Here is a 24,137-nt window from a genome sequence, read left to right as displayed (position 1 = left end):
CCAGGCGGCGGTCGCCAAACCGCCCCAGCAGCAGATCCATCGCCATCTCCCGTCAGATGAACCCAATGAATCAGAGCTCGTCCACTCGCTCAATCGAGATGTGTGAACCTGCTAGCCCTGTGGGGGAGGCGATCGCGCAGCGATCGGTGGGGGGAGTTTCAGGGCCGTCGAGGGACTTGGCTAGCTGCCGATCCATCCCCCCCCGTCGCCTTCGGCGACATCTCCCCCACAGGGGGAGGAATTATTCCGCCGCCAGCAGCAGCGCCCCACCGTCATCCTCGACCACGTCGGGATCGGTCGGGCCGTGCAGCAGCCATTCGGTGTCGGGGGTGGCGCCCGCGCGGGTGCGCTCCGCCTGCATCATCAAGGCCAGCCACGTCACCCCGGCCGTTCGAAACACCATGATCGCCTCCGAAGCGCTCCACCATTGTTGAGAGTGACTCTCAAAAACAGTGGATGCAAGGCGTCATTTCGGTTGGGAGCCTAGGCGGCTTCGGCGGCCTCGACGGCCACGGCCTTGCGCTTTGCGGCGGTGGTGGCCGAGCGCTTCTTGGTCGCCGCTTCAAGGGTGACCTGACGACGCTTCGAGGCTTCCAGTTCCAGCACGGGCAACACTTCGGCCGCGCCGCGGCGCTGGGCCGGCGTACCGACGATGTCGAGGCGACGTGCATTGGCCAGAAGCGAGACCAATTCCTGGTCGTTCAGCAGAGGGATCCGCTCGATCAGGGTCATGGGACACTCCTTGAAATCATAAAATTCTCGCACGGACGCGAGAGACTTAGATCAACGTTCAAGGCGACGCTTGGGGTCCAAAACTATTTTGGATTCAACGAGATTCATTTCGGACTCCTGTGGAGTCACGAATTCACTTGCCGTCCGCGTCTCAGGGCTTCATGGTGGCTTATCGAATTCGCTGCCGTTCGGCCTGCTTTTCCATGCTCTCCTTGTGAGAGCGCCGGACGCGCCTACCGATCCCCAACGAAATTTGATCGTCGAACGGAACGACTCCGGCGACGAATATTGACTACAAGGACTACGAACTATGGCTACCGGCACCGTGAAATGGTTCAACGGCACCAAGGGCTTCGGCTTTATCCAACCTGACGACGGCGGCGCTGACGTCTTCGTGCACATCTCGGCCGTTGAACGCGCCGGTCTGCGTGGTCTGGACGAAGGTCAGAAGATCACCTACGAACTCGAGCGCGACAACCGCTCGGGCAAGATGTCGGCGGGCCAACTGCAGGCTTAATCGCCTCACGCTCACGAGATTTGGAATGGGTCGGCGCTCACGCGCCGGCCCATTTTTCTTGGGCGATTGCCGTATGGACGCCCCGCGTCCGGCGTCGCAACACCCTGAAAGCCCAAGGCAGCGGTTACGGCCCATGCGCTCCTCTCGGCTCCTCATCCTGCTGTGTCTGGCCTCGGCGCTTACCGCCTGCGGGTCTCTGTCGCGCGACACCTTCGAGGCCAGCGACCTGGCCGGCCCGCCGCCCCAGGGCCTGGCCGATATTCGCTTCAACGCCACCGACAGCGACGCGGCCATCCGCTTCGCCGCCCCGGCTCGCGGCCGCGCCCTCAAGCAGCGCACCTTCGACGTGCTGGCGCTGTCAGGCGGCGGCTCGAACGGGGCTTAAGGCGCCGGTGTGCTGGTGGGTTGGACCAAGCGCGGCGAGCGTCCGGAGTTCGATATCGTCACCGGGGTCAGCACCGGCGCCCTCACCGCCCCCTTCGCCTTCCTCGGCCCCAGTTGGGACGACCGGCTCACCCAAGCCTATACCGGCCAGGCAGCGGGCCAGATTCTCAAGTCGCCCGGCCTGGGCCTGCTGTTCCATCCCAGCTTCTACGGCGCCGACGAACTGCACCGGCTGGTGGTCTCCTATGTCACCGACGACATGCTTCGGGCCATCGCCGTCGAGCACAGGCGTGGCCGCCGCCTGCTGATCGCCACCACCAATCTCGACACCGAGCAGACGGTGATTTGGGACATGGGGGCCATCGCCAGTCGAGGCGACGCGGCCTCACGCGAACTGTTCGAGGACGTGCTGGTGGCCTCGACCAGCATCACCGGCGTCTTCCCGCCCACCCTGATCCAGATCGACGGCCCCAATAGCGGGAAGGGGGGCCGACACCTGTCGGAGATGCATGTCGATGGCGGGTGACCATCTCGTTCTTCGTCGCCCCGGAATCCCTGCTGTTATGGACCGCCGAGAAGGGCATGGCGCGGCCGGGACGGTTGTAGGTGATCGTCAATGGCAAGGTCGGCGGCACGTTTGACTTCACCAAGGGCGGCGCCCTGTCGATCGTCGGACGGTCGTGGGACGCCATGAGCAAGGCCCTGATGCGCACCCACCTGGCGGCCGGCAGCAGCTTCGCCCGTCGCAACGGCGGCCAGCTGTTCTACAGCGCCATTCCCGATACCGCCGACGTTGACACCTCGGGCCTGGATTTCGCCGCCAACAACCGCAACGCCCTCTTTCAGCTGGGCGTGGAGCGCGCCGAGGCCGGCTGGGCCTGGGCCCTTGCCGATAGCCCGGAGGAAACGCCGGCCGTCCCCGCCGCCGTCCCGGCGGCGCCGGTGATCAGCGGGAGGCGGTGAGCCGCGATAGGGGACATGCCCATGGGCATGTCCCCTTCAGCGAGCGCGGCCCCCAATAGCGGTGGTCGCCACATAGGCCGCCGCCACCGCCTCGGCCACCTTGATGCCGTCGACGGCGGCCGAGAGGATGCCGCCGGCATAGCCCGCCCCTTCGCCGGCGGGATAGAGGCCCGCGGTGTTGAGGCTCTGGAAATCCTCGCCCCGGGTGATGCGGATCGGCGAGGAGGTGCGGGTCTCGACCCCGGTCAGCAGCACGTCGGGATGGTCGTAGCCGGCGATCTGGCGGCCGAACACCGGCAGGGCCTCGCGCATGGCCTCGACCGCGAACGGCGGCAGGCAGGCGGCCAGGTCGGTCATGGTCACGCCCGGCTTGTAGGACGCCGCTACGTCGCCCAGGTCGGACGAGGCCCGGCCCGCCAGAAAGTCGCCGACCTTCTGGGCCGGGGCGGCGTAGGTCGAGCCGCCGACGGTGTAGGCCAGGCTCTCCCATTTCCGCTGAAATTCGACCCCGGCCAGCGGGTGGCCGGGATAGTCGCGCTCCGGGTCGATGCCGACCACGAAGCCGGAATTGGCGTTGCGCTCGTTGCGCGAATATTGGCTCATGCCGTTGGTCACCACCCGGCCGGGCTCCGAGGTCGCCGCCACCACCGTGCCGCCCGGACACATGCAAAAGCTGTAGACCGTGCGTCCGTTGGCGCAATGGTGGGCCAGGCTGTAGTCGGCCGCGCCGAGGTCCGGGTGCCCGGCATGGGTTCCAAACCGCGCCCGGTCCATCCACGATTGCGGATGCTCGATCCGCACCCCGATCGAGAACGGCTTGGCCTCGATATGGACGCCCTGGTCGTACAGGACCTGGAAGGTGTCGCGGGCGCTATGGCCGATGGCCAGCACCACCTGCTCGGCGGCCAGATAGTCGCCTGTGGAGAGCTGCAGGCCCTTCAGCCTGCGCGAGCCGTCGGCGGCGGTCTCGACGTCGAAGCCGTCAACCCGACTGCCCCAGCGGTATTCGCCGCCCAGGGCCTCGATGGTCTGGCGCATGGACTCCACCATGGTCACCAGGCGAAAGGTGCCGATGTGGGGATGAGCCTCGGTGAGGATTTCCTCGGGCGCGCCGGCCTTGACGAATTCCTCCAGCACCTTGCGACCCAGGTGGCGGCGATCCTTGATCTGGCTATAGAGCTTGCCGTCCGAGAAGGTGCCCGCCCCGCCCTCGCCGAACTGGACATTGGACTCCGGGTCCAGCTCGCCCCGCCGCCACAGGGCCCAGGTGTCCTTGGTCCGCTCGCGCACCGCCTTGCCGCGATCAAGGATGATTGGCCGAAAGCCCATCTGGGCCAGGATCAGCCCCGCGAACAGGCCGCAGGGCCCCGCCCCGATCACCACTGGACGCGGGCCGTTGAAGCCCTCCGGCGGCTGGGCCGTGAAGCGGTATTCGGTGTCGGGCGTCGGCCGCACGTGGGAGTCGCCGGCTAACCGGGCCAGCACGGCGGCCTCGTCACGCAAGGTCACGTCGACCGAATAGATCATCAGGATCGCCGCCTTGCGACGCGCGTCGTGCGACCGCTTGGCGATGGCGAAGTCCAGCAAGTCGCCGGGCGCCAGGTCCAGCCGCGCTTCGATCGCCGGCCCCAGCGCCAGCGGATCATGGCCCAGCGGCAGTTTCAGTTCGGAAAGGCGCAACATGGCGCGGGTTTAGCGGGAAGAAGGACGGGGCGCGATCCAAAACCTGTCATCCCGGTTCGGGGTTGCGCCGACCCGACTCCGTCTCTAAACGGGCGGCTTAACCTGCAAGATGGTCGGCAGCGGGCGCGCGGATGTGCGCGACCGTGTCTACGCGCGAGTTTTTCCCATGCCCAAACGCACAGACATCTCCTCTATCCTGATCATCGGCGCGGGCCCGATCGTCATCGGCCAGGCGTGCGAGTTCGACTATTCGGGCGTCCAGGCGTGCAAGGCGCTGCGGGCCGAGGGCTACCGGATCATCCTGGTCAACTCGAACCCCGCCACGATCATGACCGATCCCGACGTGGCCGACGCGACCTATATCGAGCCGATCACCCCGGACATGGTCGAGAAGATCATCGCCAAGGAGCGGCCAGACGCCCTGCTGCCCACCATGGGCGGCCAGACGGCGCTGAACACCGCCCTGGCCCTCGAGGCCAGTGGCGCCCTGGCCAAGTACGGCGTTGAGATGATCGGCGCCAAGGCCGAGGTCATCGACAAGGCCGAGGACCGCCAGAAGTTCCGCGACGCCATGGACAAGCTGGGCCTGGAAAGCCCCAAGTCCAAGGCCGCCCACAACATGGACGAGGCCCGGATCGGCCTGGAGTTCGTGGGCCTGCCGGCCATCATCCGCCCCAGCTACACCCTGGCCGGCACCGGCGGCGGCATCGCCTATAACCTCGAGGAATTCGAGGAGATCGTGCTGCGGGGCCTGGACCTGTCGCCGACCACCGAGGTGCTGATCGAAGAGAGCGTGCTCGGCTGGAAGGAGTACGAGATGGAGGTGGTCCGCGACAAGGCGGACAACTGCATCATCGTCTGCTCGATCGAGAACATCGACCCGATGGGCGTCCATACCGGCGACTCGATCACCGTCGCCCCGGCCCTGACCCTGACCGACAAGGAATATCAGTGGATGAGGGCCGCCAGCATCGCCGTGCTGCGCGAGATCGGCGTCGAGACCGGCGGCTCCAACGTGCAGTTCGCGGTCAATCCGGCCGATGGCCGGATGCTGGTGATCGAGATGAACCCAAGGGTGTCGCGCAGCTCCGCCTTGGCCTCGAAGGCCACTGGCTTCCCGATCGCCAAGGTCGCCGCCCGCCTGGCCGTGGGCTACACGCTCGACGAGCTGATGAACGACATCACCGGCGGCGCGACCCCGGCCTCGTTCGAGCCGTCGATCGACTATGTTGTCACCAAGATCCCGCGCTTCGCCTTCGAGAAGTATCCCGGTTCGGAGCCCCTGCTGACCACCGCCATGAAGTCGGTCGGCGAGGTGATGGCCATTGGCCGGACCTTCAAGGAAAGTGTCCAGAAGGCCCTGCGCGGGCTCGAAACGGGCCTCAACGGCTTCGACGAGATCGACATCGCCGGCGCCGACGATCCCGACACCGGGCGGGCGGCGGTGATCCGTGCCCTGGGCACCCCCACGCCCGATCGCCTGCGCGTTATCGCCCAGGCCTTCCGCCACGGTTTGAGCGTGGAAGAGGTCAACGCCGCCTGTTCCTACGAACCGTGGTTCCTGCGCCAGATCGCCGAGCTGATCCGCCAGGAGGGCTGGATTCGTGCCGGCGGCCTGCCGACCGAAGCCCACGCCTTCCGCGCCCTGAAGGCCCAAGGCTTTTCCGACGCCCGCCTGGCCAAGCTGGCCGGTTCGACCGAGACCGCCGTCCGCGCCGCCCGCCATGCCCTGAACGTCCGCCCGGTCTATAAGCGCATCGACAGCTGCGCCGGCGAGTTCGCGGCCACCACGCCCTATATGTATTCGACCTACGAGACCGGCGCCTTGGGCCAGGTTCCCGAGTGCGAGAGCGCGCCCACCGATCGCAAGAAGGCGGTGATCCTGGGCGGTGGTCCCAACCGTATCGGCCAGGGCATCGAGTTCGACTATTGCTGCTGCCACGCCGCCTTCGCGCTCGACCAGATCGGCGTCGAGTCGATCATGGTCAACTGCAACCCCGAGACCGTCTCGACCGACTACGACACCTCCGACCGCCTGTATTTCGAGCCGCTGACCGCCGAGGACGTGCTGGAACTGCTGGATGTCGAGAAGTCCAACGGCACGCTGGCCGGCGTCATCGTCCAGTTTGGCGGCCAGACACCGCTGAAGCTGGCCCAGGCCCTGCAGGACGCCGGCATTCCGATCCTGGGCACCAGCCCCGACGCCATTGACCTGGCCGAGGACCGCGAGCGCTTCCAGCAACTGCTGAACGGCCTTGACATCGCCCAGCCCGAAAACGCCATCGCCCGCACCTGGGACGAGGCCCGCAGCGCCGGCGACCAGATCGGCTTCCCGTTCGTCATGCGCCCCTCCTACGTGCTGGGCGGCCGGGGCATGGAGATCATTCGCGACCACGAGCACCTGGAACGCTACATCGCCAATACCGGCGAGATCTCGTTCGAGCACCCCATCCTGCTGGACCACTATCTGAGCCGCGCCACCGAGGTGGACGTCGACGCCCTGTGCGACGGGACCGACGTGTTCGTGGCCGGCGTGCTGGAGCACATCGAGGAAGCCGGCGTCCACTCCGGCGACAGCGCCTGCTCGATGCCGCCCTTCTCGCTCAGCGTCGCCACGGTGGAAGAGCTGAAGCGCCAGACCGTGAAGATGGCCCTGGCCCTCAATGTGCGCGGCCTGATGAACGTGCAGTTCGCCATTGAGGAGCCGCACTCGGCCGAACCCCGCATCTATGTGCTGGAAGTGAACCCGCGCGCCTCGCGCACCGTGCCGTTCGTGGCCAAGACCATCGGCCAGCCGGTGGCCGCCATCGCCGCCAAGATCATGGCCGGCGAGACGCTGGCCAGCTTCGGCCTGGTCGACAAGCCGTACGACCATATCGCCGTCAAGGAAGCGGTCTTCCCGTTCGCCCGCTTCGCCGGGGTCGACACCATCCTGGGCCCGGAAATGCGCTCGACCGGCGAGGTCATGGGGCTGGACTGGATCCGCGAGGGCGAGGACAGCCTGGCCCCGGCCTTCGCCCGCGCCTTCGCCAAGAGCCAGCTGGGCGGCGGCGTCAGCCTGCCGACCTCTGGCACGGCCTTTGTCTCGGTCAAGGAAAGCGACCGCCCGTGGATCGTCGAGCCGGTGCGCCTGCTGCAGGCGGCGGGCTTCAAGGTGCTCTCCACGGTCGGCACACGCGGCTATCTGGCCGAACAGGGCATCGAGGTCGAGCTGGTCAAGAAGGTGCTGGAAGGCCGTCCGCACATCGTCGACGTGATGAAGAACAGCGGCGTGCAGCTGGTGTTCAACACTACCGAGGGCAAGCAGGCCCTGGAAGACAGTTTCGAGATCCGCCGCACGGCCCTGATGATGAAGGTGCCCTATTACACCACCTCGGCCGGCGCCCTGGCGGCGGCCCAGGCGATCTCGTCGGCCCCCGCCGAGACGCTGGAAGTGCGCCCGCTGCAGAGCTACCAGTAGAAGTTATCCACAGCGCCTGGGTGGAGGCGCGGATATGCCCATGGGCATGTCCGCGACCGGATGCTCCCCTGGACGCTGACAGGCTCAAGGGCGACCGGCGCGAATGTGAGGCCAGAAACGACTGCGCCACGGACGGGGACACACACTCACGCCATGGCTTGTGGGGGCCCGGCCAAAGTCGTGGGATGAGTGTGTGTCCCCAACACGTCCCCCTCGGTGCTAGACTGCCTCATCACTGGAAAGGCCCCTCGCCTTGATCGAGCACTATGGCTGGTCCGATCCCCTGCGGCGGGCCTTTGAACCGCACGCGAGCGAGGGGCATGTCCCCGGACGTGTCGTCGTCCAGCAACGTGACGGCTATGGGGTGGCGACCGATGAGGGCGAGCTTCGCGCCAAGCCGTCCGGCCGCCTGCTGCACGAGGCGCGGGAGCTGGGGCATCCCGCCGTCGGAGACTGGGTGGCGCTGTCGCCGAACCTGGCCGAGCGCACCGCCACGATCCACGCCATCCTGCCGCGCCGCACCGTTTTCGTCCGACGAGCGGCCGATAGCGTTCAGACGCTGCAGGTCATCGCCGCCAATATCGACGTCGCCTTCGTCGTCACCTCGCTGAACGCCGACCTCAATCCCCGGCGGATCGAGCGCTACCTCGCCGCCGCTTGGCAAAGCGGCGCGCGGCCCGTGGTGGTGCTGACCAAGTCCGATCTCTCCGACGACCCGCAGGGCCAGGCCGCGCAGGTCGCAGCCCTGGCGGCGGGCTGCCAGGTGCTGACGGTGTCGGCCCGGCAAGGCCTGGGCCTCGACGCACTCCTGGCCCAGGTGGCGCCGGGCGAGACCTGCGTGCTCATCGGCTCGTCCGGGGTCGGCAAGTCCACCCTGGTCAACGCCTTTCTGGGCGAGGACCGGATGGCGACCCAGGAAATCCGCGAGTCCGACGACCAGGGTCGCCACACCACCAGCCATCGCCAGTTGGTCGTGCTGCCGGGCGGCGGTTTGATCCTCGACACCCCCGGCATCCGCGAGGTGGGCTTGATCGACGCCGATGAGGGCCTCAGCATGGTCTTCGAGGACATCGAGAGTCTGGCGGGAAATTGCCGTTTCAGGAACTGCGGCCACGTGCGGGAGCCGGGCTGCGCGGTGCGTGACGCATTGGCCAGCGGCGCGCTCGACCCCGCCCGCTGGGCCCACTTCCAGAAGCTGGGCCTGGAACTCGCAGCGGTGGAGGACAAGGCCGACCGCGTGATCAAGGACACCGAGCGCCGCCGCCTGGCGGCCCTGCAGCAGACCTACCGGGCGACCAAGCGGGAGCAGCGCGGGGAGTGAGACCCGCGCGGAAGACGCTACCTGGCGGCATCGACGGACGATCGCGCATGCCGGAGCACGCCCTGGTGGCCCTGGTGGCCCTGGTGGCCCTGGTCGGCGGCCCGGCGCCCTGCCGGCCCGGCCGGTGTTCCGCCACAAGACAAAAAAGCAGCCATTCGGCGCCTGGCTGGCGCTGATCCTCTTCCTGCAAGGGGTCACCCTGATCATCCTGCTGACGATCAAGCGCGCCGACCGTTGAACGACCCGCCATGTCCATTCGTATAAGGCCCATGCGACTTTTGATCACCGCGCTGATCCTCTCTCTCGTCCCCATCGCGGCCCGCGCCCAGATGCCGCCGGCCCTGCCGGCCGAGGCGCTCGTCGAGGTGGTCGATCCGGCCAAGGTCAACTATCTGAAAGCCCACGTGGTCGTCTCGGGCCCGGTCACCGGCCCCTTCACCCTTCGCCTGCCCAACGCGGTCTATCGCGCCCGCCTGTTCCTGGTGGGCGAGAGCCACGGCTCAGCCGCGCCCCAGGCGCTGGACCTGCAACTCCTCACCGAGCTCAATCGCAGGGTCGGCCTGCGCGACTATCTGGCCGAGATCGATCCGGTCCAGGCCGAGCGCTTCAACCGCTACCTGACCACCGGCGACGAGGCCGACCTGGACCGCGTGTTCGCCCATTGGGACCACGCCGCCCAGTGGGGCAACACGCTGTTCAAGGACAAGGTCCGGAAAGTTCGCGCGCTGAACCAGGCCCTGCCGGCCGGCAAGCGGATCCGCTTCTGGGGGATCGACGCCATCCAGGACTGGCCGCTGCTGATCGACTGGCTGACCGCAGCCGGCGCGGCGCCCGACGCCAAGGCGCTGGAGGCCGCTCCCACCGAAAAGGCCAAGGCGGACCTGGCCCTGACCTGGCTGGCCGCGTCCAACGGCGGCGACCCGATCACCCGCGCCGCGCTGCGGGTCGGCCTGACCCAGCGGGCCGCCGGGAACCGCGAGAGCATCATCTTCGCCGGCTACGAACATCTCGTGACCTCGGGCGCCCTGGGCGACCGGCCGGCCTATGGACTGTGGGGCGTGTTCCACGTGCTGCAGTCCTCGGTGAACGGCAATGCGCCCTTCGCCACCCGGGTGCGCCAGTCCAAGCTGCCGGCCGCCCAGTCGATGGTCGGCATCGCCCTGGTCCTGCTCGACAGCACCGTGCTCATTCCCGCGCCAACACCGGAGGGCGTGAAGATGATGCGGATGACCCAGTTCAACACCGACGGCCCGATGATCAAGATGGACGGCTCGGCCGACCTGCGCGCGGCCACCACGCCCAATAGCCTGACCGTGTTCAATCTCGCCGCACAGGGCTCACCCTATGCCTCCGGTCCGGACTTCGCGCGCGTCCAGACCACGGTGGGCCAGAACTTCGTCCCCGACGATCCCAAGGCCCCGGCCACCGCCTATCTCGGCATGGTCGGCGTGGTGCGCGGCTCAGACTGGGCGCCGCCGCTTTGACCTGGCTTGACTGACTGGAGGTACGGCGGTTTGCTGACGCCAGCAGCGTCAGCGAAAGCAGAGCCCATGATCACCGTCCACCACCTGAACAATTCCCGTAGCCAACGGGTTTTGTGGCTGCTGGAGGAATTGGGCCTGCCTTATGAGGTGAAGCGGTATGAGCGCAACGCCCAGACCATGCTGGCGCCCCCCGAGTTGCTGGCCATCCATCCACTAGGCAAGTCGCCGGTGATCACCGACGGCGACAAGACCATCGCCGAGACCGGCGCGATCGTCGAATACATCATCGACACCTACGGCCAGGGCCGGTTGATCCCGCCGGCCGGCACGCCCGAGCGTCTGCGCTATACCTACTGGCTGCACTATGCCGAGGGTTCGGCCATGACGCCGCTGCTGCTGAAGCTGGTGTTCACCGCCCTGCCCGCTCGCGCGCCCGGCCTGCTGAGAGGCTTGGTCAAGGCCGTTGCCGCCAAGGCCCAGAGCGGCTTCATCGACCCGCAACTGAAGACCCACATCGACTACTGGGACGCCGAGCTGTCCAAGAGCGAATGGTTCGCCGGCCAGGCCTTCACCGCCGCCGACGTGGCCATGAGCTTCCCCCTGGAAGCCGCCGTGGCTCGGGCCGGCGCGGCCTCGCGCCCGAGGGTCAAAGCTTTTCTGGAACAAATCCATGCCCGTCCGGCTTATCGCACGGCGCTCGAACGGGGCGGGCCCTACGATTACGCTTCGTAGAGCTTGACCACCGCCTCTTGCGTTACGGAAACGTGCCTCTTATCCTCTCAGCCCCCGGTCGTGCGCGCCAGCGTCCGGGACGGACTTCCTCCCCTAGGGCGAACCGAGCTAAAATCCGCAATGGAAAAAGTGCCGATGACCGCCGGGGGTTACCAAACCCTCGACGAAGAACTGAAGCGTTTGAAGACGATCGAACGGCCGGCGGTGATCGCCGCGATTTCCGAGGCGCGCGAACATGGCGACTTGTCGGAAAACGCGGAATATCACGCGGCGAAGGAACGTCAGGGCTGGATCGAAGGCCGCATCGCCGAGATCGAGGACAAGATCGCGCGGGCCCAGATCATCGACGTGTCGAAACTGTCGGGCAAGCAGGTCAAGTTCGGCGCGACGGTCAGCGTCGTCGACGAGGACACCGAGGAAGAGGCCCGCTACCAGATCGTCGGCGAGCATGAAGCCGACGTGAAGTCAGGCCGCATCTCGCTGAGCTCGCCGCTGTCGCGCGCCATGATCGGCAAGGAAGTCGGCGAGGTGGTCGAGGTCTATACGCCCGGCGGCGTGAAGGCCTACGAGATCCTCAAGGTCGAGTGGGTCTAGCTAAAGCCCCATTCCAGGGTCATGTCCTTCGACACGCTGGCGCTTGATCGCGTTGGCGTGTCGCTCCGCTATGGCCGGGATCGCCGACGTGGTTGAAAACAACAAGCCAGACCTAACGGCCAAGCCGAAGGCCGCGCGCAAGCCGAAGGCGGGCTCGCCGGCCGACGCCGGCCTGTCGCCCCCGCCCCTCAAGCCTCGCGCCAAGGCCCAACCGCGCTCCCGTCCGGGGTCGGTGGAGGTTGAAGCCCAGCCCATGAAGGTTGCCGCCTCGACAGCGGACAGCCAAGCCAAGCCACGCCGCAAGGCCTCGCCCAGGCTGGTCGCCGCACCGGTCGCGCCCGAAGTCCCCGCCAAGCCGCCGATCACCATCTGGGCAATTTCGGACGGCCGGGCCGGCATTGAGGCCCAGGCCGTGGGGCTGGCCGAGGCCGTGGCGCGCCAGACGCCCGCTGTCATCGTGGTCAAGCGCGTCGGCTGGAATGGCCGGATCGGCCGCCTGCCCTGGTGGGCCAACTGGCTGCCGCGTCGCTGGCTGACCCCCGAGAGCGAGATCGTCGCCCCCTGGCCCGACCTGTGGATCGCCGCCGGCCGCGCCACCCTGCCGCTGTCGATCCGCGCCAAGCGCTGGTCGGCCGGCAAGACCTATGTCGTGCAGATCCAGGATCCGCGCGTGCCGGCCAACATGTTCGACCTGGTGATCCCGCCCAAGCACGATCGCCTCGCGGGCGACAATGTGCTGGCCATCACCGGCTCGCCGCATCGGGTCACCAGCCAGCGGCTGGACAGCGAATACGAAAGATTCAAGGACCAGATCGACGCCCTGCCCCATCCGCGCGTCGCGGTGCTGCTGGGCGGCAAATCGCGGGCCTTCGACCTGAGCGTCGAGCGCGCGGCCGAGATGGCCCACCAGATCCAGCTGCCTCTGGAACAGGAGGGCGGGTCGCTGCTGATGACCTTCTCGCGCCGCACGCCCGAGCCGGCCCGCGCCCTGCTGGAGGCCCGCCTGCGGCATCTGCCGGGAATGATCTGGAACGGCCAGGGCGAGAACCCCTATTTCGCCTTCCTGGCGGCGGCCGACTATATCCTGGTCACCGAGGACTCGACCAACATGGCCACCGAGGCAGCCTCGACGGGCAAGCCGGTGTTCATCCTGAAGATGGACGGCCACAGCCTGAAATTCCGGCTGTTTCACCAGGAACTCGAACGCCAGGGCGCGGCCCGGCCCTATGGCGGGGCCTTCCACGGCTGGACCTACGACCCCGTCGACGAGACGGGACGGGCCGCGGCTGAGGTCGTGGCGCGGATGAATGGGCGCGGCATGAAAGCGGCGCCCGACGCATAGGGCGAGTTGGCAGACCTATTCCGCGTCAGGCTTGTTCTTGCTATGTTCGCCGCCATGGGCAGCGAACGGCATTTAGTCCCGAGCTTCGGCAAGGCCGGCAGAAACGAGCGGCGAAAGGCCATCGCGACCACGCTGAACGCCTTGGCCGTCGCTTTGGTGATTTCTGCGGTCGTTCAGCCCTCACCTCGGGTCGCTTGAACATGGGTCTGGTGGTTGGAGCCCTGGCCTTTTTTCTGGTTTTGCAAGGCTTTCTGCACTATGTTTTGGCCCGTGTGGAGGACTGAATGGATCCGTCTATCCAAGTCATTCTGATCTTTGCGGCCGCTGCCGCCCTCACCTTGTTCGCCGCCTGGGCCGTGAGCAAGTTCGGCCCCCGCTGATTCTCGCCATCCTCCAGGCCCGCATGGGTTCAGCGACCCTGCCGGGCGGTGTCCTGATGCCGTTGGCCCGGGCGCCGATGATCGCCCGGCAGATCGAGCGGGCGGCGCGGGCCCGGCGGATCGACACTCTGGTGGTGGTCACCACGCTTTCCGCCGAAGATGACGCGATCGAGACCGCTGTGCGCCGCGAGGCGACCCTCGTGCATCGCGGCCCGGCCAACGACCAGTTGGCCCGACTGGCCGGAGCGTTGAGCGCCTACCCCGCCGATCACGTGGTGCTGCTGGAGGACGGCGCGCCCCTGATCGATCCCGAGATCATCGACGCCGCCATCGACCTTCACCTGACCTCGCATGCCGACCACACCAGTAACCGCTCGCCCGGCGCGGCCTACCCCGTCGGCCAGGGCGTGGAGGTGATCACCGCCGCCGGCCTGCGCCGGATGGCGGGCGAAGGCGCGACGGCCCTGCCCCGCGCGAGCGAGGCGCCCTCCACGCCCGACCGCTGGAGCTCGATGGCCCTGCTGGCGGAGCCGGATCAGGGCGCGGTGCGCTGGGCGGTCGAGGGACCGGCCGACTACGCCTTCGTGGCGGCGGTCTATGACGCGCTTTATCCGAGCAATCGCGCCTTCACCTCGGCCGACGTCCGGGCCTTCCTCGCCAGTCGGGAAGACCTGGCGACGTTCGGCGGGGCGCGGCGGCTATGAGCGCGCCGAGCATCCTCTTCGTGGTCGACGCCGGGCCGACGGTCGGCGGCGGTCACGTGATGCGGAGCCTGACCCTGGCGCGCGCGCTGGAGGCTGAGGGGGCGAGGTGTCTCTTCATCGTGAACCCGGCGGGCAAGGCGATGCTCGACGCTTTCGGCGGCGAGGTCTCGCATGTCGAGACCTATGAAATCACCGAGCCCGCGTTGGTGACGTGTGCGGCGGACATCGCGCGAAACTACGACGCGATCGTCATCGACCACTACGGCCTGTCGGCCGACGACCACCGTCGCATCTCCGACGCCCCTCAGAACTCCCCTCATCCCGGCGAAGGTCGGGACGAGGGGAATGGAGGTGGCCGCCCCACCCTCGTCATCGATGACCTGGCCGACCGCTTGCTGGCCGCCGACCTCGTGCTGGACTCAGGCCCCGCTCGCCGCGCCGAGGACTATGACGGCTTGGTCCCGCGCCGCGCCGAGCTGCTGCTGGGGCCGCACTACGCCCCCGTCCGCCCCGCCTTCGCCGCCCTACGCAAGGAAGCCTTGGCGCGGCGGGCCAAGGCCCTGCCGGTGCGCCGGATTCTGGTGTCGCTGGGCCTGACCGATGTCGGCGGGATCACTGGCCGGGTCGTGGAGCTGATGCTGCCCGCGACCGGCGCCGCGACGCTGGACGTGGTGGTGGGCGCCGCCGCCCCCAGCCTGCCGCGTCTGCGCGAACGGGCCCAGGCCGAGCCGCGCCTGGTCCTTCACGTCGACACCCAGGACATGCCGCGCCTGACCCTGGAGGCCGACCTGGCCGTCGGGGCCAGTGGGTCCAGCACCTGGGAGCGCTGCGTGCTGGCCCTGCCGACCCTGTCGCTGATCCTGGCCGACAACCAACGGCCGGCGGCGCGGGCCCTGGCCGAGGCCGGCGCGATCATGGGCCTAGAAGCGGCCGCGCTGGACTTCGACGCGACGTTCTCCGCCGCGCTGGGTCGGCTGATCGACGAGCCCATCCTGCGCGACGCGCTGTCGGCGGCCAGCGCGGCGGTCTGCGACGGACGCGGCGCGGCCAGGGTGGCCGAGCGTTTCCTGGCCTTGATCGGACAGGGAAAGCTCTAGGGCATTTCCCGACCTGACTGCGTCAGGCCGTGAGCTCTGATCTTTTGTTTTGACGCATTTTTCTTCACGCGAACCGGAACCACTTCGCTCGAAAAATGCTCTAGCCAACCATGTCCCATGCCAACGGCTCGCCCCGCTTGAGGGTCCTCGTCGCCGGCCTGCCTAGCACCGCCTCATAGTCGGCCGGGGGCAGGCCCTCGCCGGGCCGCACCGAGCGGACATTGGCCTTGGTCAGCATCTCGCCGGCCGCGACGTCTGCGGTCACGTAGAGCGAGCGGCGGAATTGACGATTGCCCCGTTCGGAGCCCAGCAGGTCGTAATTGACCCCGCCCAGCGCCTTCCAGGCGTTGGCGGTGTCATCGACCAGGGCGCGAAACTCGGCCGGCTCCAGGCTGAAGGCGGCGTCGGGGCCGCCGTCCGACCGGGCCAGGGTAAAGTGCTTCTCGATGGCGCAGGCGCCGAGGCTAACCGCCGCCACCGAGGCCGCCGTGCCCGGCGTATGGTCCGACAGGCCTATCGGGCAACCAAAGCGCTGGGCCATGTCGATGATGGTCCGCAAGTTCGCGTCTTCGAAGCGGGCCGGATAGCTGGAGACGCAGTGCAGCAGCAGCACCCCCGCCGCGCCAGCGTCCAGGGCGGTGTCGAGAGCGGTCTGCATTTCCGCGAGATTGGCCATGCCGGTCGAGATGATCAACGGCTTGCCCTGCTTGGCGGCGTAGCGGATCAGCGGCAGGTCGACGGCCTCGAACGAGGCGATCTTGTAGGCGGGGGCGTCGAGCCCGGCTAGCAAATCGACGGCGGTCTCGTCGAACGGACTGGAGAACAGGGTCACGCCCCGCTGGCGGGCGCGCTCGAACAGGGCCGCGTGCCATTCATAGGGGGTCTGGGCCTCCTGGTAGAGCTCATGCAGGCTGCGCCCGTCCCACAGGCCGCCGTGGATCTTGAACTCGGGGCGGTCGACATCCAGCGTGATGGTGTCTGCGGTGTAGGTCTGCAGCTTGATGGCGTCGCAGCCGGTGTCGGCGGCGGCGTCGACCATGGCCAAGGCGCGGTCGAGGGAGCCGTTGTGGTTGCCGGACAGCTCACAGATCAGATAGGGCGCGTGGTCGGCGCCGATCCTGCGGCCGGCGATCTCGATGAAGGGGGCGGTCATGGGCGCAGGCTCTGTGTACGGGTTTCTGTAGATTAACCGTGAAATCGTGGACGAGGCGTCAATACCGCTTCCGGAACAAAGAGGAATTGTTCAGTGAACCTCTATGTGATCAGGTTGACCGAACCCCTGGGGCGCCCTTTGTCACAAGCGCAAAAGCTCTTTGAGAAGATGAAGCGTAACCCAAAGGGAGACTGGCGCATCGCCGACATCGAGGTGGTCTGCCGTCACTTTGGCCTGATCTGTAAGCCACCGTCGGGCGGAGGGTCGCACTACACTGTATCGCATCCATCGGGCTTTGGAGGCCCATGCGTTCCCGCGCGCCGCCCGATCAAGCCCGTGTACATTCGGGCTTTTGTGGCCTATATTGAGGGGCCCAAGGGGCCCGCGAATGATGTCTAGTAGCGACTACAGGATCAACATTGAGCCGCTCTCCTTGGAAGATGGCGGCGGGTTCTTGGCGGTGGTCCCTGAACTGCCCGGTTGCATGTCTGACGGCGAGACCGAGGCGGAGGCTTTTAGCAACGCGCAAGAAGCCATCATTGATTGGATCGCGCACGCCGCGAGCAAAGGCCAAAAGCCACCCAAGCCGATGAGGCGTTACTACGCGCTAGGCTAGCGGTCGGTCATGTAGGCCAGCGCGGCCGTTATGTCATCGGCTTCCAGATACGGATATTCCGTCAAGATCTCGGCCGCGGTCATGCCCGCCGCCAGCATTTCCAGAACGTCCTGCACGCCTATCCGCATCCCGCGCAGGCAGGGTCGGCCGCCGAGCTTGCCCGGATCGATCGTGATGCGTTCCAACAGCGGGTCCATGCCCGCAATATAGCGCCAAACCCCAGCGACGAAAAGCACGCCCCAAACCGCTCGCCGCGCCATCGCGCGCGGACGGAATCGATACTATATCTGCCGCCATGTCCACGCTCGAACCTCGCCACACCCGCTGCCTGATCATTGGCTCAGGCCCCGCCGGCTATACCGCCGCCATCTATGCCGCTCGCGCGCTGCTGAAGCCCGTGCTGATCGCCGGCATCCAGCCCGGCGGCCAACTGACCATCACGACCGATGTCGAGAACTATCCCGGCTTCGCCGACGTCATCCAGGGCCCGTGGCTGATGGACCAGATGAAGGCCCAGGCCGAGCATGTGGGCACGGAGTTCGTCGCCGACATCGTGCTGAGCGCCGACCTCTCCAAGCGCCCGTTCCACATCACCACCGACAGCGGCCAGGATTGGTACGCCGAGACCGTGATCATCGCCACCGGCGCCCAGGCCAAGTGGCTGGGCCTGCCGAGCGAGGCCGCCTATCAGGGCTTCGGGGTCAGCGCTTGCGCCACCTGCGACGGCTTCTTCTATCGCAACAAGGCGGTCTTGGTGGTCGGCGGCGGCAACACCGCCGTTGAAGAGGCCCTGTTCCTCACCAGCTTCGCGAGCAAGGTCACCCTGGTCCACCGCAAGGACGAACTGCGCGCCGAGATGATCCTGCAGGAGCGCCTGCTGGCCCATCCCAAGATCGAGGTGATCTGGGACAGCGCCATCGACGAGGTGCTTGGCCAGAGCAATCCGCCGGGCGTCACGGGCGTGCGGCTGAGGAACGTCAAGACCGGCCAGACCCAGCAGGTCGACTGCGACGGCGTGTTCATCGCCATTGGCCACGCCCCATCATCGGAACTCTTCAAGGACCAGCTGGAAACCCACGCGGGTGGCTATCTGACCGTCAAGCCGGGCACGACCGCCACCGTCATCGCCGGCGTCTACGCGGCCGGCGACGTCACCGACGACGTCTACCGCCAGGCCGTCACGGCCGCTGGCATGGGCTGCATGGCGGCGCTCGAGGCCGTGCGCTTCCTGGCCGAGGAAGACCACAGGAAGGCTCACCACCCGATCAGCCACCACGAGGCCGAGAAGATCGGGGTTTGGTAGCCAAGGCCGTCGATCCGCGTCATGACCACCAGCCGTTACTCCCCCGTCGGCTTCTCCGACTTTCGCCGAGGGGGAGGACCTTGCGCCTCGCCTCCACGCCGCTAGTCTCGCCCCATGACCCATCGCCGCCTCGACCGCCGCGCGCTGCTGATCGCCGCTGGCCTGCTCGCCGCCTTTCCCGCCGTCGCCCAAGTGACCGCGCCGCCGCCCGCGCCCCTCGCCAAGCCCCCGGTCCGCGTCGCGTTGCAGACCCCCCAGGGCCGGATCGTCATCGAACTGAATGTCGACAAGGCCCCGATCACCAGCGCCAACTTCCTGCGCTACGTGGATCGCAAGCTCTATGACAAGGCGACCTTCTTCCGCGCCTCGCGCGCGCCCGGCGCGGTGGACTACGGCCTGATCCAGGGCGGGCTGCAGAATGTCGGGGTCCTGGCGCCGGTCGCCCATGAGCCCACCACCCTGACCGGTCTCAAGCACCTGGACGGCACGGTGTCGGTCGCCCGCAACGCCCCCGGCACCGCCACCTCGGACTTCTTCATCTGTATCGGCGACGCGCCCTATCTCGACGCCAACCCGGCCGCCCCCGGCGACAATGCGGGCTTCGCCGCCTTCGGCCAGGTGGTCGAGGGCATGGACGTGGTCAAGACGATCCTGGCCCTGCCCACCCCGGGCAAGGCGATCAATCCGGTGATGAAGGGCCAGATCCTCGACCCGCCCGTGCCGATCACCGCGGCGCGGCGCGTGGCGGAACCAGCAGGGCCGGACGTCAGGACGCCGCCGAAGGTCTAGAGCAAGCCGCGCGATGTAGGAATCGCACGGCTTGCTCTAGGCTTTTGTTTTCGCTCCGCTTTTGCGGAAAACCGGTGGCCACTTTTCCGCGCGATGCTCTAGGATGGCTTGATCGGGAGCGAATTCCTCGTCCTTCGACAGGCTCAGGATGAGGAATTCGAGTTCAACCGCCGCAAAACCAACCCCCATCCTGAGCTTGTCGAAGGACGAGGTCTCTGATCTGCCGCCATCTGCCGCCAGTTGCTGACACCGGCTGTCAGCAGTCCCTCTAGCCGCGGCCGTCCACAGCCCCTACTTTCGTCCCCATGGCTCGCACTCCACCGACCGAACTCGGCGCCGCTCCCGCAGGCGTTGCCGACGCCTCGACCCCGTTCCTCTACGACGCCGCCCTGGAGAGGGAGGCTGACGGCTCCCTGCCCATGCTGTGGCAGCCGCACCGTCCGTCGCGGCCTGAGAAGTCGGAGGGCGGCCGCAAGTTCAAGCTGGTCAGCGACTATGAACCGGCCGGCGACCAGCCGACGGCCATCGCCGAGCTGGTCCAGGGCCTCAACGACCGCGAGAGCGACCAGGTGCTGCTGGGCGTCACCGGCTCGGGCAAGACCTTCACCATGGCCAAGGTCATCGAGGCCACCCAGCGCCCGGCCCTGATCCTGGCCCCCAACAAGACCCTGGCCGCCCAGCTCTACAGCGAGATGAAGAGCTTCTTCCCCGACAACGCGGTCGAATATTTCGTGAGCTATTACGACTACTACCAGCCCGAGGCCTATGTCCCGCGCACCGACACCTACATTGAGAAGGACAGCTCGATCAACGAGCAGATCGACCGGATGCGCCACTCGGCGACCCGGGCGATCCTCGAGCGCGACGACGTCATCGTGGTCGCCTCGGTCTCCTGCATCTACGGCATTGGCTCGGTCGAGACCTATACGGCCATGACCTTCAGCCTGGCGGTCGGCGACACCGTCAACGAAAAGCAGATGATGGCCGACCTGGTGGCCCAGCAATACAAGCGCAACGACGCCGCCTTCGAGCGCGGCACCTTCCGCCGGCGCGGCGACACCATCGAGATCTTCCCCGCCCACTACGAGGACCGCGCCTGGCGCGTGTCGCTGTTTGGCGATGAGGTCGAGGCCATCAGCGAGTTTGACCCGCTGACCGGCAAGAAGACCGGCGACCTGGAGACCATCAAGGTCTACGCCAACAGCCACCACGTCACCCCGCGCCCCACCCTGCGCCAGGCGATCATCTCGATCCGCGCCGAGCTCAAGGAGCGCCTGGCCTGGATGTTCGAGAACGGCAAGCTGCTGGAGGCCCAGCGCCTGGAGCAGCGGACCAATTTCGACCTCGAGATGATCGAGACCACCGGCTCCTGCGCCGGCATCGAGAACTACAGCCGCTACCTGTCGGGCCGCCAGCCGGGCGAGCCGCCGCCGACCTTCTTCGAATATATCCCCGACAACGCCCTGCTGTTCACCGACGAGAGCCACCAGACGGTTCCGCAGATCGGCGCCATGTACAAGGGCGACCGCAGCCGCAAATGGACCCTGGCCGAGTACGGCTTCCGCCTGCCCTCCGCCTTGGATAACAGGCCGCTGAAGTTCGAGGAATGGGACGCCATGCGGCCGCAGACGGTCCATGTCTCGGCCACCCCGGCCAAGTGGGAGATGGAGCGGGCCGGCGGGGTGTTCGCCGAGCAGGTGATCCGGCCCACCGGCCTGATCGACCCGCCGGTCGAGGTCCGCCCGGTCTCCAAGGACGGGGCCAGCCAGGTCGACGACGTCATCGACGAGGTCCGCCAGGCCAAGGCCGCCGGCTACCGCACCCTGATCACCGTCCTGACCAAGAAGATGGCCGAGGACCTGACCGAGTACATGAATGAGCAGGGCATCGCCGTGCGCTACATGCACTCCGACGTCGACACCATGGAGCGGATCGAGATCATCCGCGACCTGCGCCTGGGCCAGTTCGACGTGCTGGTGGGCATCAACCTGCTGCGCGAGGGCCTCGACATCCCCGAATGCGGCCTGGTCGCCATCCTCGACGCCGACAAGGAGGGCTTCCTGCGCTCGGAAACCTCGCTGATCCAGACGATAGGCAGGGCCGCGCGCAACGTCGACGGCAAGGTCATCCTCTATGCCGACCGGATCACCGGCAGCATGGAGCGGGCCATGGGCGAGACCAGCCGCCGCCGCGAAAAGCAGCACGAATACAACCTCGCCCACGGCATAACCCCCGAGAGCGTCAAGCGCGACATCAAGGACATCATGAACTCGCCGTACGAGCGCGGCGACCGGGTGACCGTGCCGATCGGCGGCATCGGCCAGGGCAAGGACGCCAAGCCCTTCAGCGGCGACAACTTCAAGGCCGCGCTGAAGGACCTGGAATCCCGCATGCGCGAGGCCGCCTCCAACCTGGAATTCGAGACCGCCGCGCGGCTGCGCGACGAGATCAAGCGCATGAAGCTGATGGATTTGGAGTTTGCCAACGAAGCCCTGACGGGGGTTGGCGAGACGGTGGACAAGGCGATGCCTGGCCGCGTGCGCAAGGAGCTGCGGGCCGAGCAGGCGGAGGCGTTCCGGAAGGGGCGGTTGTAGGGGGGAAGCGACGCGTCCTGCGAAAGCCCAACCATGTCGAGCACGGCCGCACCTCAGGCCTCGAACCCCAACTCCAATCGAGCGCGGATGGGCGCGAACTGCTTCGGGCTTAGCGCGCAAATCGACTGCGGCGGGCGGCTGTTGAATACGCCCTCATCTACCAAGGTCGCCAATGGCACGGACGGGTCCAAGTGGCCCACAAGAAGAAAATCGATGATCCGAACCGGCGTGGGTCTTTCGTTGGCCATCTTGCGAAGTTCTGCTTCCGAGAAGACGGAACGCTTCGCAGTAAGACGGATGAGGTCCTCAAGCTCGGTCGTTTGAGAGACCCGCTCAACGACCCCGATGCTGGTGATCGCTTGAGAGGCGATCAGGCCGTCGGACCTCGACTGGTAGAACAATAGAACATCGCCCGGCATCATCTGAGTCGTAGCGGCCCTACACAAATAGACCTTGCGAATAGTGTTGCCCGGCGTGCGGTCTCGGCTAGCCGAGAGTAGCAGTGACTCGTCAGGAAATAGGGGCAACGGCATCGCGAAAGCGAGCTCTGGGAACAGCTTGCGATGATAGTCGCCTTGGATAGGAACGCAGAACACCTTGGCTGGCGCTTGGGTAACAAACCGCGGATAATTGGTGCGAACGATCGTGAAGAGATCCTGATCATTGGCCTCTACCGTCAAGCGCGCCTTTGATAAAGCCTTTTCGAACACTAGCTCGCCGTCGGGGCGCGAGGCTGTGCGCACAAAGCCGTAATATTCCAGAAGTCGGATTAGGGTGTCTTGATCGGCATAGGTGGTAACGTAGGTTAAATCGTAGCCGTTGCGCTGGGCGTACCAAAGTACTTGCTTCAACAGCAGTTCGCCCAGTTTCTCACCCCGATACTCGGGTCGGACCTTGAAGGTGCAGATCTTCAGGATTTTTTCGCCAGGCAAGGTCACTGTCGCCTCAGCCCGCGCTTCATCCTTGCGTACAATGATGCCGGCTAGATCGTTCTCGACTGTGACCGTCCAGCACCGCCGATGCTCTTTGACGCACTTGGCCCACCAATCGTCGAACCCGGGATAGCCGTTGCGGAGGCTATCAAAGAGGTCGTCAGCCAGATCGATTTCGTGAGCCTTACAGTCGTTAATTAGCGGAAACGCAACCGGCGTCGGATCGAAGGTTCGTCGCAACCAGACGAGCGCATCGACACTCGTTAACACCCGGCTGGCCAACGGGGTCAGCCTGACGCGATCATGGATGCCTTGATCTTCGGTGATCAGCAGATCGACGATGTTGAGTTGCAACGCGTAGAGCAAAGCGACATCGACTTCGTCATTGGCCTTGCGTATCGGCCCAAAGGTCCTTTCCAGCGTCGCCCTGTCGGGCACCTTGGGTGCCTTAAGTTCCTGAAACTTTCGAACCTTGCTGAGCGAAATCGCTCGCCGTGTAGCGTCCTTGTCTCGCCCTATATCGAGCAAAGCAGCTTCATGGACGAATACGCCTACCGCGTTTTCGCCGCACTTTCGCACAATCTCCGCTAGTGTCGGATCGACCTTTTTGGGGTCCTCCAGCCCTATGAAGATATTCGTATCAATTAGAAGCTTGAATTCGCTCATGATCTAGGAGGGGATAGTACTCCTGCGGAAGATACATGAACGATTGCGGCGCGACGAAGCCAAACTGTTCTTTGAGGTCTGCGGCCGCGACTTGGCGCGCGAAAGGCTTCACGTCTTCGAGGAGGATTGCATAGCCCTCCTCCAAGCCATTGAAGTAACCGTCGAAGGTATCGCGATCGATGCATGCAGCGTCCCCGTACCGCTCCCACAGATCATCCAATTGCAACCTGCGCACGCCACTAATGCTGGCGGAGCCAACAATGGCCTGGGTCGGACTGGTTGAATAGATGAGAATGATCGCGCCGGGCGCAACGTCCTCCGAGAAACGGCGACGCAGCTCGACGGTCTTCAAGCCTCCCACAATTTTCTCGACGTGAGTGGGCCGGATGCTGACCAGAAAATCGCGCCTGCTAAAACTTTCGGCCATACTATCTCGTCCTGTCACGTGAGCGAGGACAGTGAATCACACCTAGGATTCTGTGTCCAAGCCCAATGCCAAGTGCATCCCCGACGAACGTCATTCCCGCCCTTGTGGCGGGAACCCCTCTGTCCGCCGCACGGAAAGAGGGACGCGGCGGTCTCAACCGGTCATCGCAACGGCTCTTTCGAATACTTCGGCGGGTGTCTGGAAGTCGAGGGTTTTGCGAGGGCGGTTGTTGATTTCGAGGGCGACGGCGTCGAGTTGCTCCTG

At 66.3% G+C, this 24,137-nt stretch carries 23 protein-coding genes; 16 read left to right on the top strand and 7 right to left on the bottom strand.

Features of this window, described 5'->3' with window-relative positions; genetic code table 11:
• Window positions 1-241 precede the first annotated feature (241 nt).
• Window positions 242-403, bottom strand: a complete 162-nt coding sequence (locus ACP696_RS19865) for a hypothetical protein (protein WP_426044227.1) — start codon at window positions 401-403, stop codon at window positions 242-244.
• A gap of 80 nt (window positions 404-483) precedes the next feature.
• Window positions 484-732: a hypothetical protein gene (locus tag ACP696_RS19860; protein WP_426014496.1), complete on the bottom strand. Its 249-nt coding sequence runs from the start codon at window positions 730-732 to the stop codon at window positions 484-486.
• Window positions 733-1,042: 310 nt separating this feature from the next.
• Between ACP696_RS19860 and ACP696_RS19855 the strand changes: the two genes are divergently transcribed.
• From ACP696_RS19855 to ACP696_RS19840, 4 genes are all read left to right on the top strand, one after another.
• Window positions 1,043-1,249 carry a cold-shock protein gene (locus ACP696_RS19855; RefSeq protein ID WP_007666377.1) on the top strand — a complete coding sequence of 69 codons (207 nt, stop codon included), beginning with the start codon at window positions 1,043-1,045 and terminating at the stop codon, window positions 1,247-1,249.
• 133 nt (window positions 1,250-1,382) lie between these two features.
• Entirely contained in the window at window positions 1,383-1,634 is a 252-nt protein-coding gene (locus ACP696_RS19850; RefSeq protein WP_426044226.1) for a hypothetical protein, read from the top strand.
• Between the two features lie 15 nt (window positions 1,635-1,649).
• On the top strand, window positions 1,650-2,159 hold the full coding sequence (locus ACP696_RS19845) for a patatin-like phospholipase family protein (protein WP_426044225.1): 510 nt from the start codon (window positions 1,650-1,652) through the stop codon (window positions 2,157-2,159).
• Window positions 2,160-2,239: 80 nt separating this feature from the next.
• Window positions 2,240-2,596 carry a hypothetical protein gene (locus tag ACP696_RS19840; RefSeq protein WP_426044224.1) on the top strand — a complete coding sequence of 119 codons (357 nt, stop codon included), beginning with the start codon at window positions 2,240-2,242 and terminating at the stop codon, window positions 2,594-2,596.
• A 36-nt stretch (window positions 2,597-2,632) separates the two neighbouring features.
• Here the strand turns inward: ACP696_RS19840 and ACP696_RS19835 are convergent, their stop codons facing one another.
• Window positions 2,633-4,279 (bottom strand): NAD(P)/FAD-dependent oxidoreductase, encoded by a 1,647-nt coding sequence (locus ACP696_RS19835; protein WP_426044223.1) that lies wholly within the window; start codon window positions 4,277-4,279, stop codon window positions 2,633-2,635.
• Window positions 4,280-4,445: 166 nt separating this feature from the next.
• Between ACP696_RS19835 and carB the strand changes: the two genes are divergently transcribed.
• The 8 genes from carB to pseG all read left to right on the top strand — a co-directional run bounded on the left by carB (window position 4,446) and on the right by pseG (window position 15,393).
• Window positions 4,446-7,739, top strand: coding sequence for a carbamoyl-phosphate synthase large subunit (gene carB / locus ACP696_RS19830; RefSeq protein WP_426014487.1), 3,294 nt, complete (start codon window positions 4,446-4,448; stop codon window positions 7,737-7,739).
• A gap of 253 nt (window positions 7,740-7,992) precedes the next feature.
• Window positions 7,993-9,060, top strand: coding sequence for a ribosome small subunit-dependent GTPase A (gene rsgA / locus ACP696_RS19825; RefSeq protein ID WP_426014484.1), 1,068 nt, complete (start codon window positions 7,993-7,995; stop codon window positions 9,058-9,060).
• 269 nt (window positions 9,061-9,329) lie between these two features.
• On the top strand, window positions 9,330-10,544 hold the full coding sequence (locus ACP696_RS19820; protein ID WP_426014483.1) for a hypothetical protein: 1,215 nt from the start codon (window positions 9,330-9,332) through the stop codon (window positions 10,542-10,544).
• Between the two features lie 66 nt (window positions 10,545-10,610).
• Window positions 10,611-11,276, top strand: a complete 666-nt coding sequence (locus ACP696_RS19815) for a glutathione S-transferase family protein (RefSeq protein ID WP_426014480.1) — start codon at window positions 10,611-10,613, stop codon at window positions 11,274-11,276.
• Between the two features lie 120 nt (window positions 11,277-11,396).
• On the top strand, window positions 11,397-11,870 hold the full coding sequence (greA, locus tag ACP696_RS19810; RefSeq protein ID WP_426014478.1) for a transcription elongation factor GreA: 474 nt from the start codon (window positions 11,397-11,399) through the stop codon (window positions 11,868-11,870).
• A 70-nt stretch (window positions 11,871-11,940) separates the two neighbouring features.
• Window positions 11,941-13,212, top strand: a complete 1,272-nt coding sequence (locus ACP696_RS19805; protein ID WP_426044222.1) for an ELM1/GtrOC1 family putative glycosyltransferase — start codon at window positions 11,941-11,943, stop codon at window positions 13,210-13,212.
• Between the two features lie 349 nt (window positions 13,213-13,561).
• Window positions 13,562-14,296, top strand: a complete 735-nt coding sequence (locus tag ACP696_RS19800; protein WP_426044228.1) for a cytidylyltransferase domain-containing protein — start codon at window positions 13,562-13,564, stop codon at window positions 14,294-14,296.
• Window positions 14,293-15,393, top strand: coding sequence for a UDP-2,4-diacetamido-2,4,6-trideoxy-beta-L-altropyranose hydrolase (gene pseG, locus ACP696_RS19795; RefSeq protein WP_426044221.1), 1,101 nt, complete (start codon window positions 14,293-14,295; stop codon window positions 15,391-15,393). The genes ACP696_RS19800 and pseG overlap by 4 nt, the downstream gene beginning before the upstream one ends.
• A gap of 100 nt (window positions 15,394-15,493) precedes the next feature.
• On the opposite strand, the gene pseI is transcribed toward pseG, so the two are convergent.
• Window positions 15,494-16,546: a pseudaminic acid synthase gene (gene pseI, locus ACP696_RS19790; protein ID WP_426031834.1), complete on the bottom strand. Its 1,053-nt coding sequence runs from the start codon at window positions 16,544-16,546 to the stop codon at window positions 15,494-15,496.
• A gap of 388 nt (window positions 16,547-16,934) precedes the next feature.
• On the opposite strand from pseI, the gene ACP696_RS19785 reads away from it, so the two are divergent.
• Window positions 16,935-17,162: a type II toxin-antitoxin system HicB family antitoxin gene (locus ACP696_RS19785; protein WP_426031836.1), complete on the top strand. Its 228-nt coding sequence runs from the start codon at window positions 16,935-16,937 to the stop codon at window positions 17,160-17,162.
• On the opposite strand, the gene ACP696_RS19780 is transcribed toward ACP696_RS19785, so the two are convergent.
• Window positions 17,159-17,398 (bottom strand): DUF433 domain-containing protein, encoded by a 240-nt coding sequence (locus ACP696_RS19780; RefSeq protein WP_426014467.1) that lies wholly within the window; start codon window positions 17,396-17,398, stop codon window positions 17,159-17,161. The two genes, ACP696_RS19785 and ACP696_RS19780, sit on opposite strands and share 4 nt — an antisense overlap.
• A 59-nt stretch (window positions 17,399-17,457) precedes the next feature.
• Here ACP696_RS19780 and trxB point away from each other — a divergent pair, with 59 nt between their 5' ends.
• The 3 genes from trxB to uvrB all read left to right on the top strand — a co-directional run bounded on the left by trxB (window position 17,458) and on the right by uvrB (window position 21,848).
• Entirely contained in the window at window positions 17,458-18,465 is a 1,008-nt protein-coding gene (gene trxB, locus ACP696_RS19775) for a thioredoxin-disulfide reductase (protein WP_426044220.1), read from the top strand.
• Window positions 18,466-18,579: 114 nt separating this feature from the next.
• The gene (locus ACP696_RS19770) at window positions 18,580-19,254 is read left to right on the top strand and encodes a peptidylprolyl isomerase (RefSeq protein ID WP_426044219.1); all 675 of its coding nucleotides are present in this window, start codon (window positions 18,580-18,582) and stop codon (window positions 19,252-19,254) included.
• Between the two features lie 305 nt (window positions 19,255-19,559).
• Window positions 19,560-21,848, top strand: a complete 2,289-nt coding sequence (gene uvrB / locus ACP696_RS19765) for an excinuclease ABC subunit UvrB (protein WP_426044218.1) — start codon at window positions 19,560-19,562, stop codon at window positions 21,846-21,848.
• Between the two features lie 53 nt (window positions 21,849-21,901).
• On the opposite strand, the gene ACP696_RS19760 is transcribed toward uvrB, so the two are convergent.
• A complete protein-coding gene (locus ACP696_RS19760; protein WP_426044217.1) occupies window positions 21,902-23,446 on the bottom strand; it encodes a GNAT family N-acetyltransferase in 1,545 nt (514 codons plus the stop codon).
• Complete coding sequence (locus ACP696_RS19755) at window positions 23,421-23,873, bottom strand: hypothetical protein (protein WP_426044216.1); 453 nt, start codon at window positions 23,871-23,873, stop codon at window positions 23,421-23,423. Before ACP696_RS19755 ends, ACP696_RS19760 begins: the two co-directional genes overlap by 26 nt.
• Window positions 23,874-24,137 lie beyond the last annotated feature (264 nt).

Source organism: Caulobacter sp. DWR3-1-2 (assembly GCF_049896225.1).
GTDB lineage: Bacteria > Pseudomonadota > Alphaproteobacteria > Caulobacterales > Caulobacteraceae > Caulobacter.
This window is presented reverse-complemented; position numbering and strand designations above follow the sequence as displayed.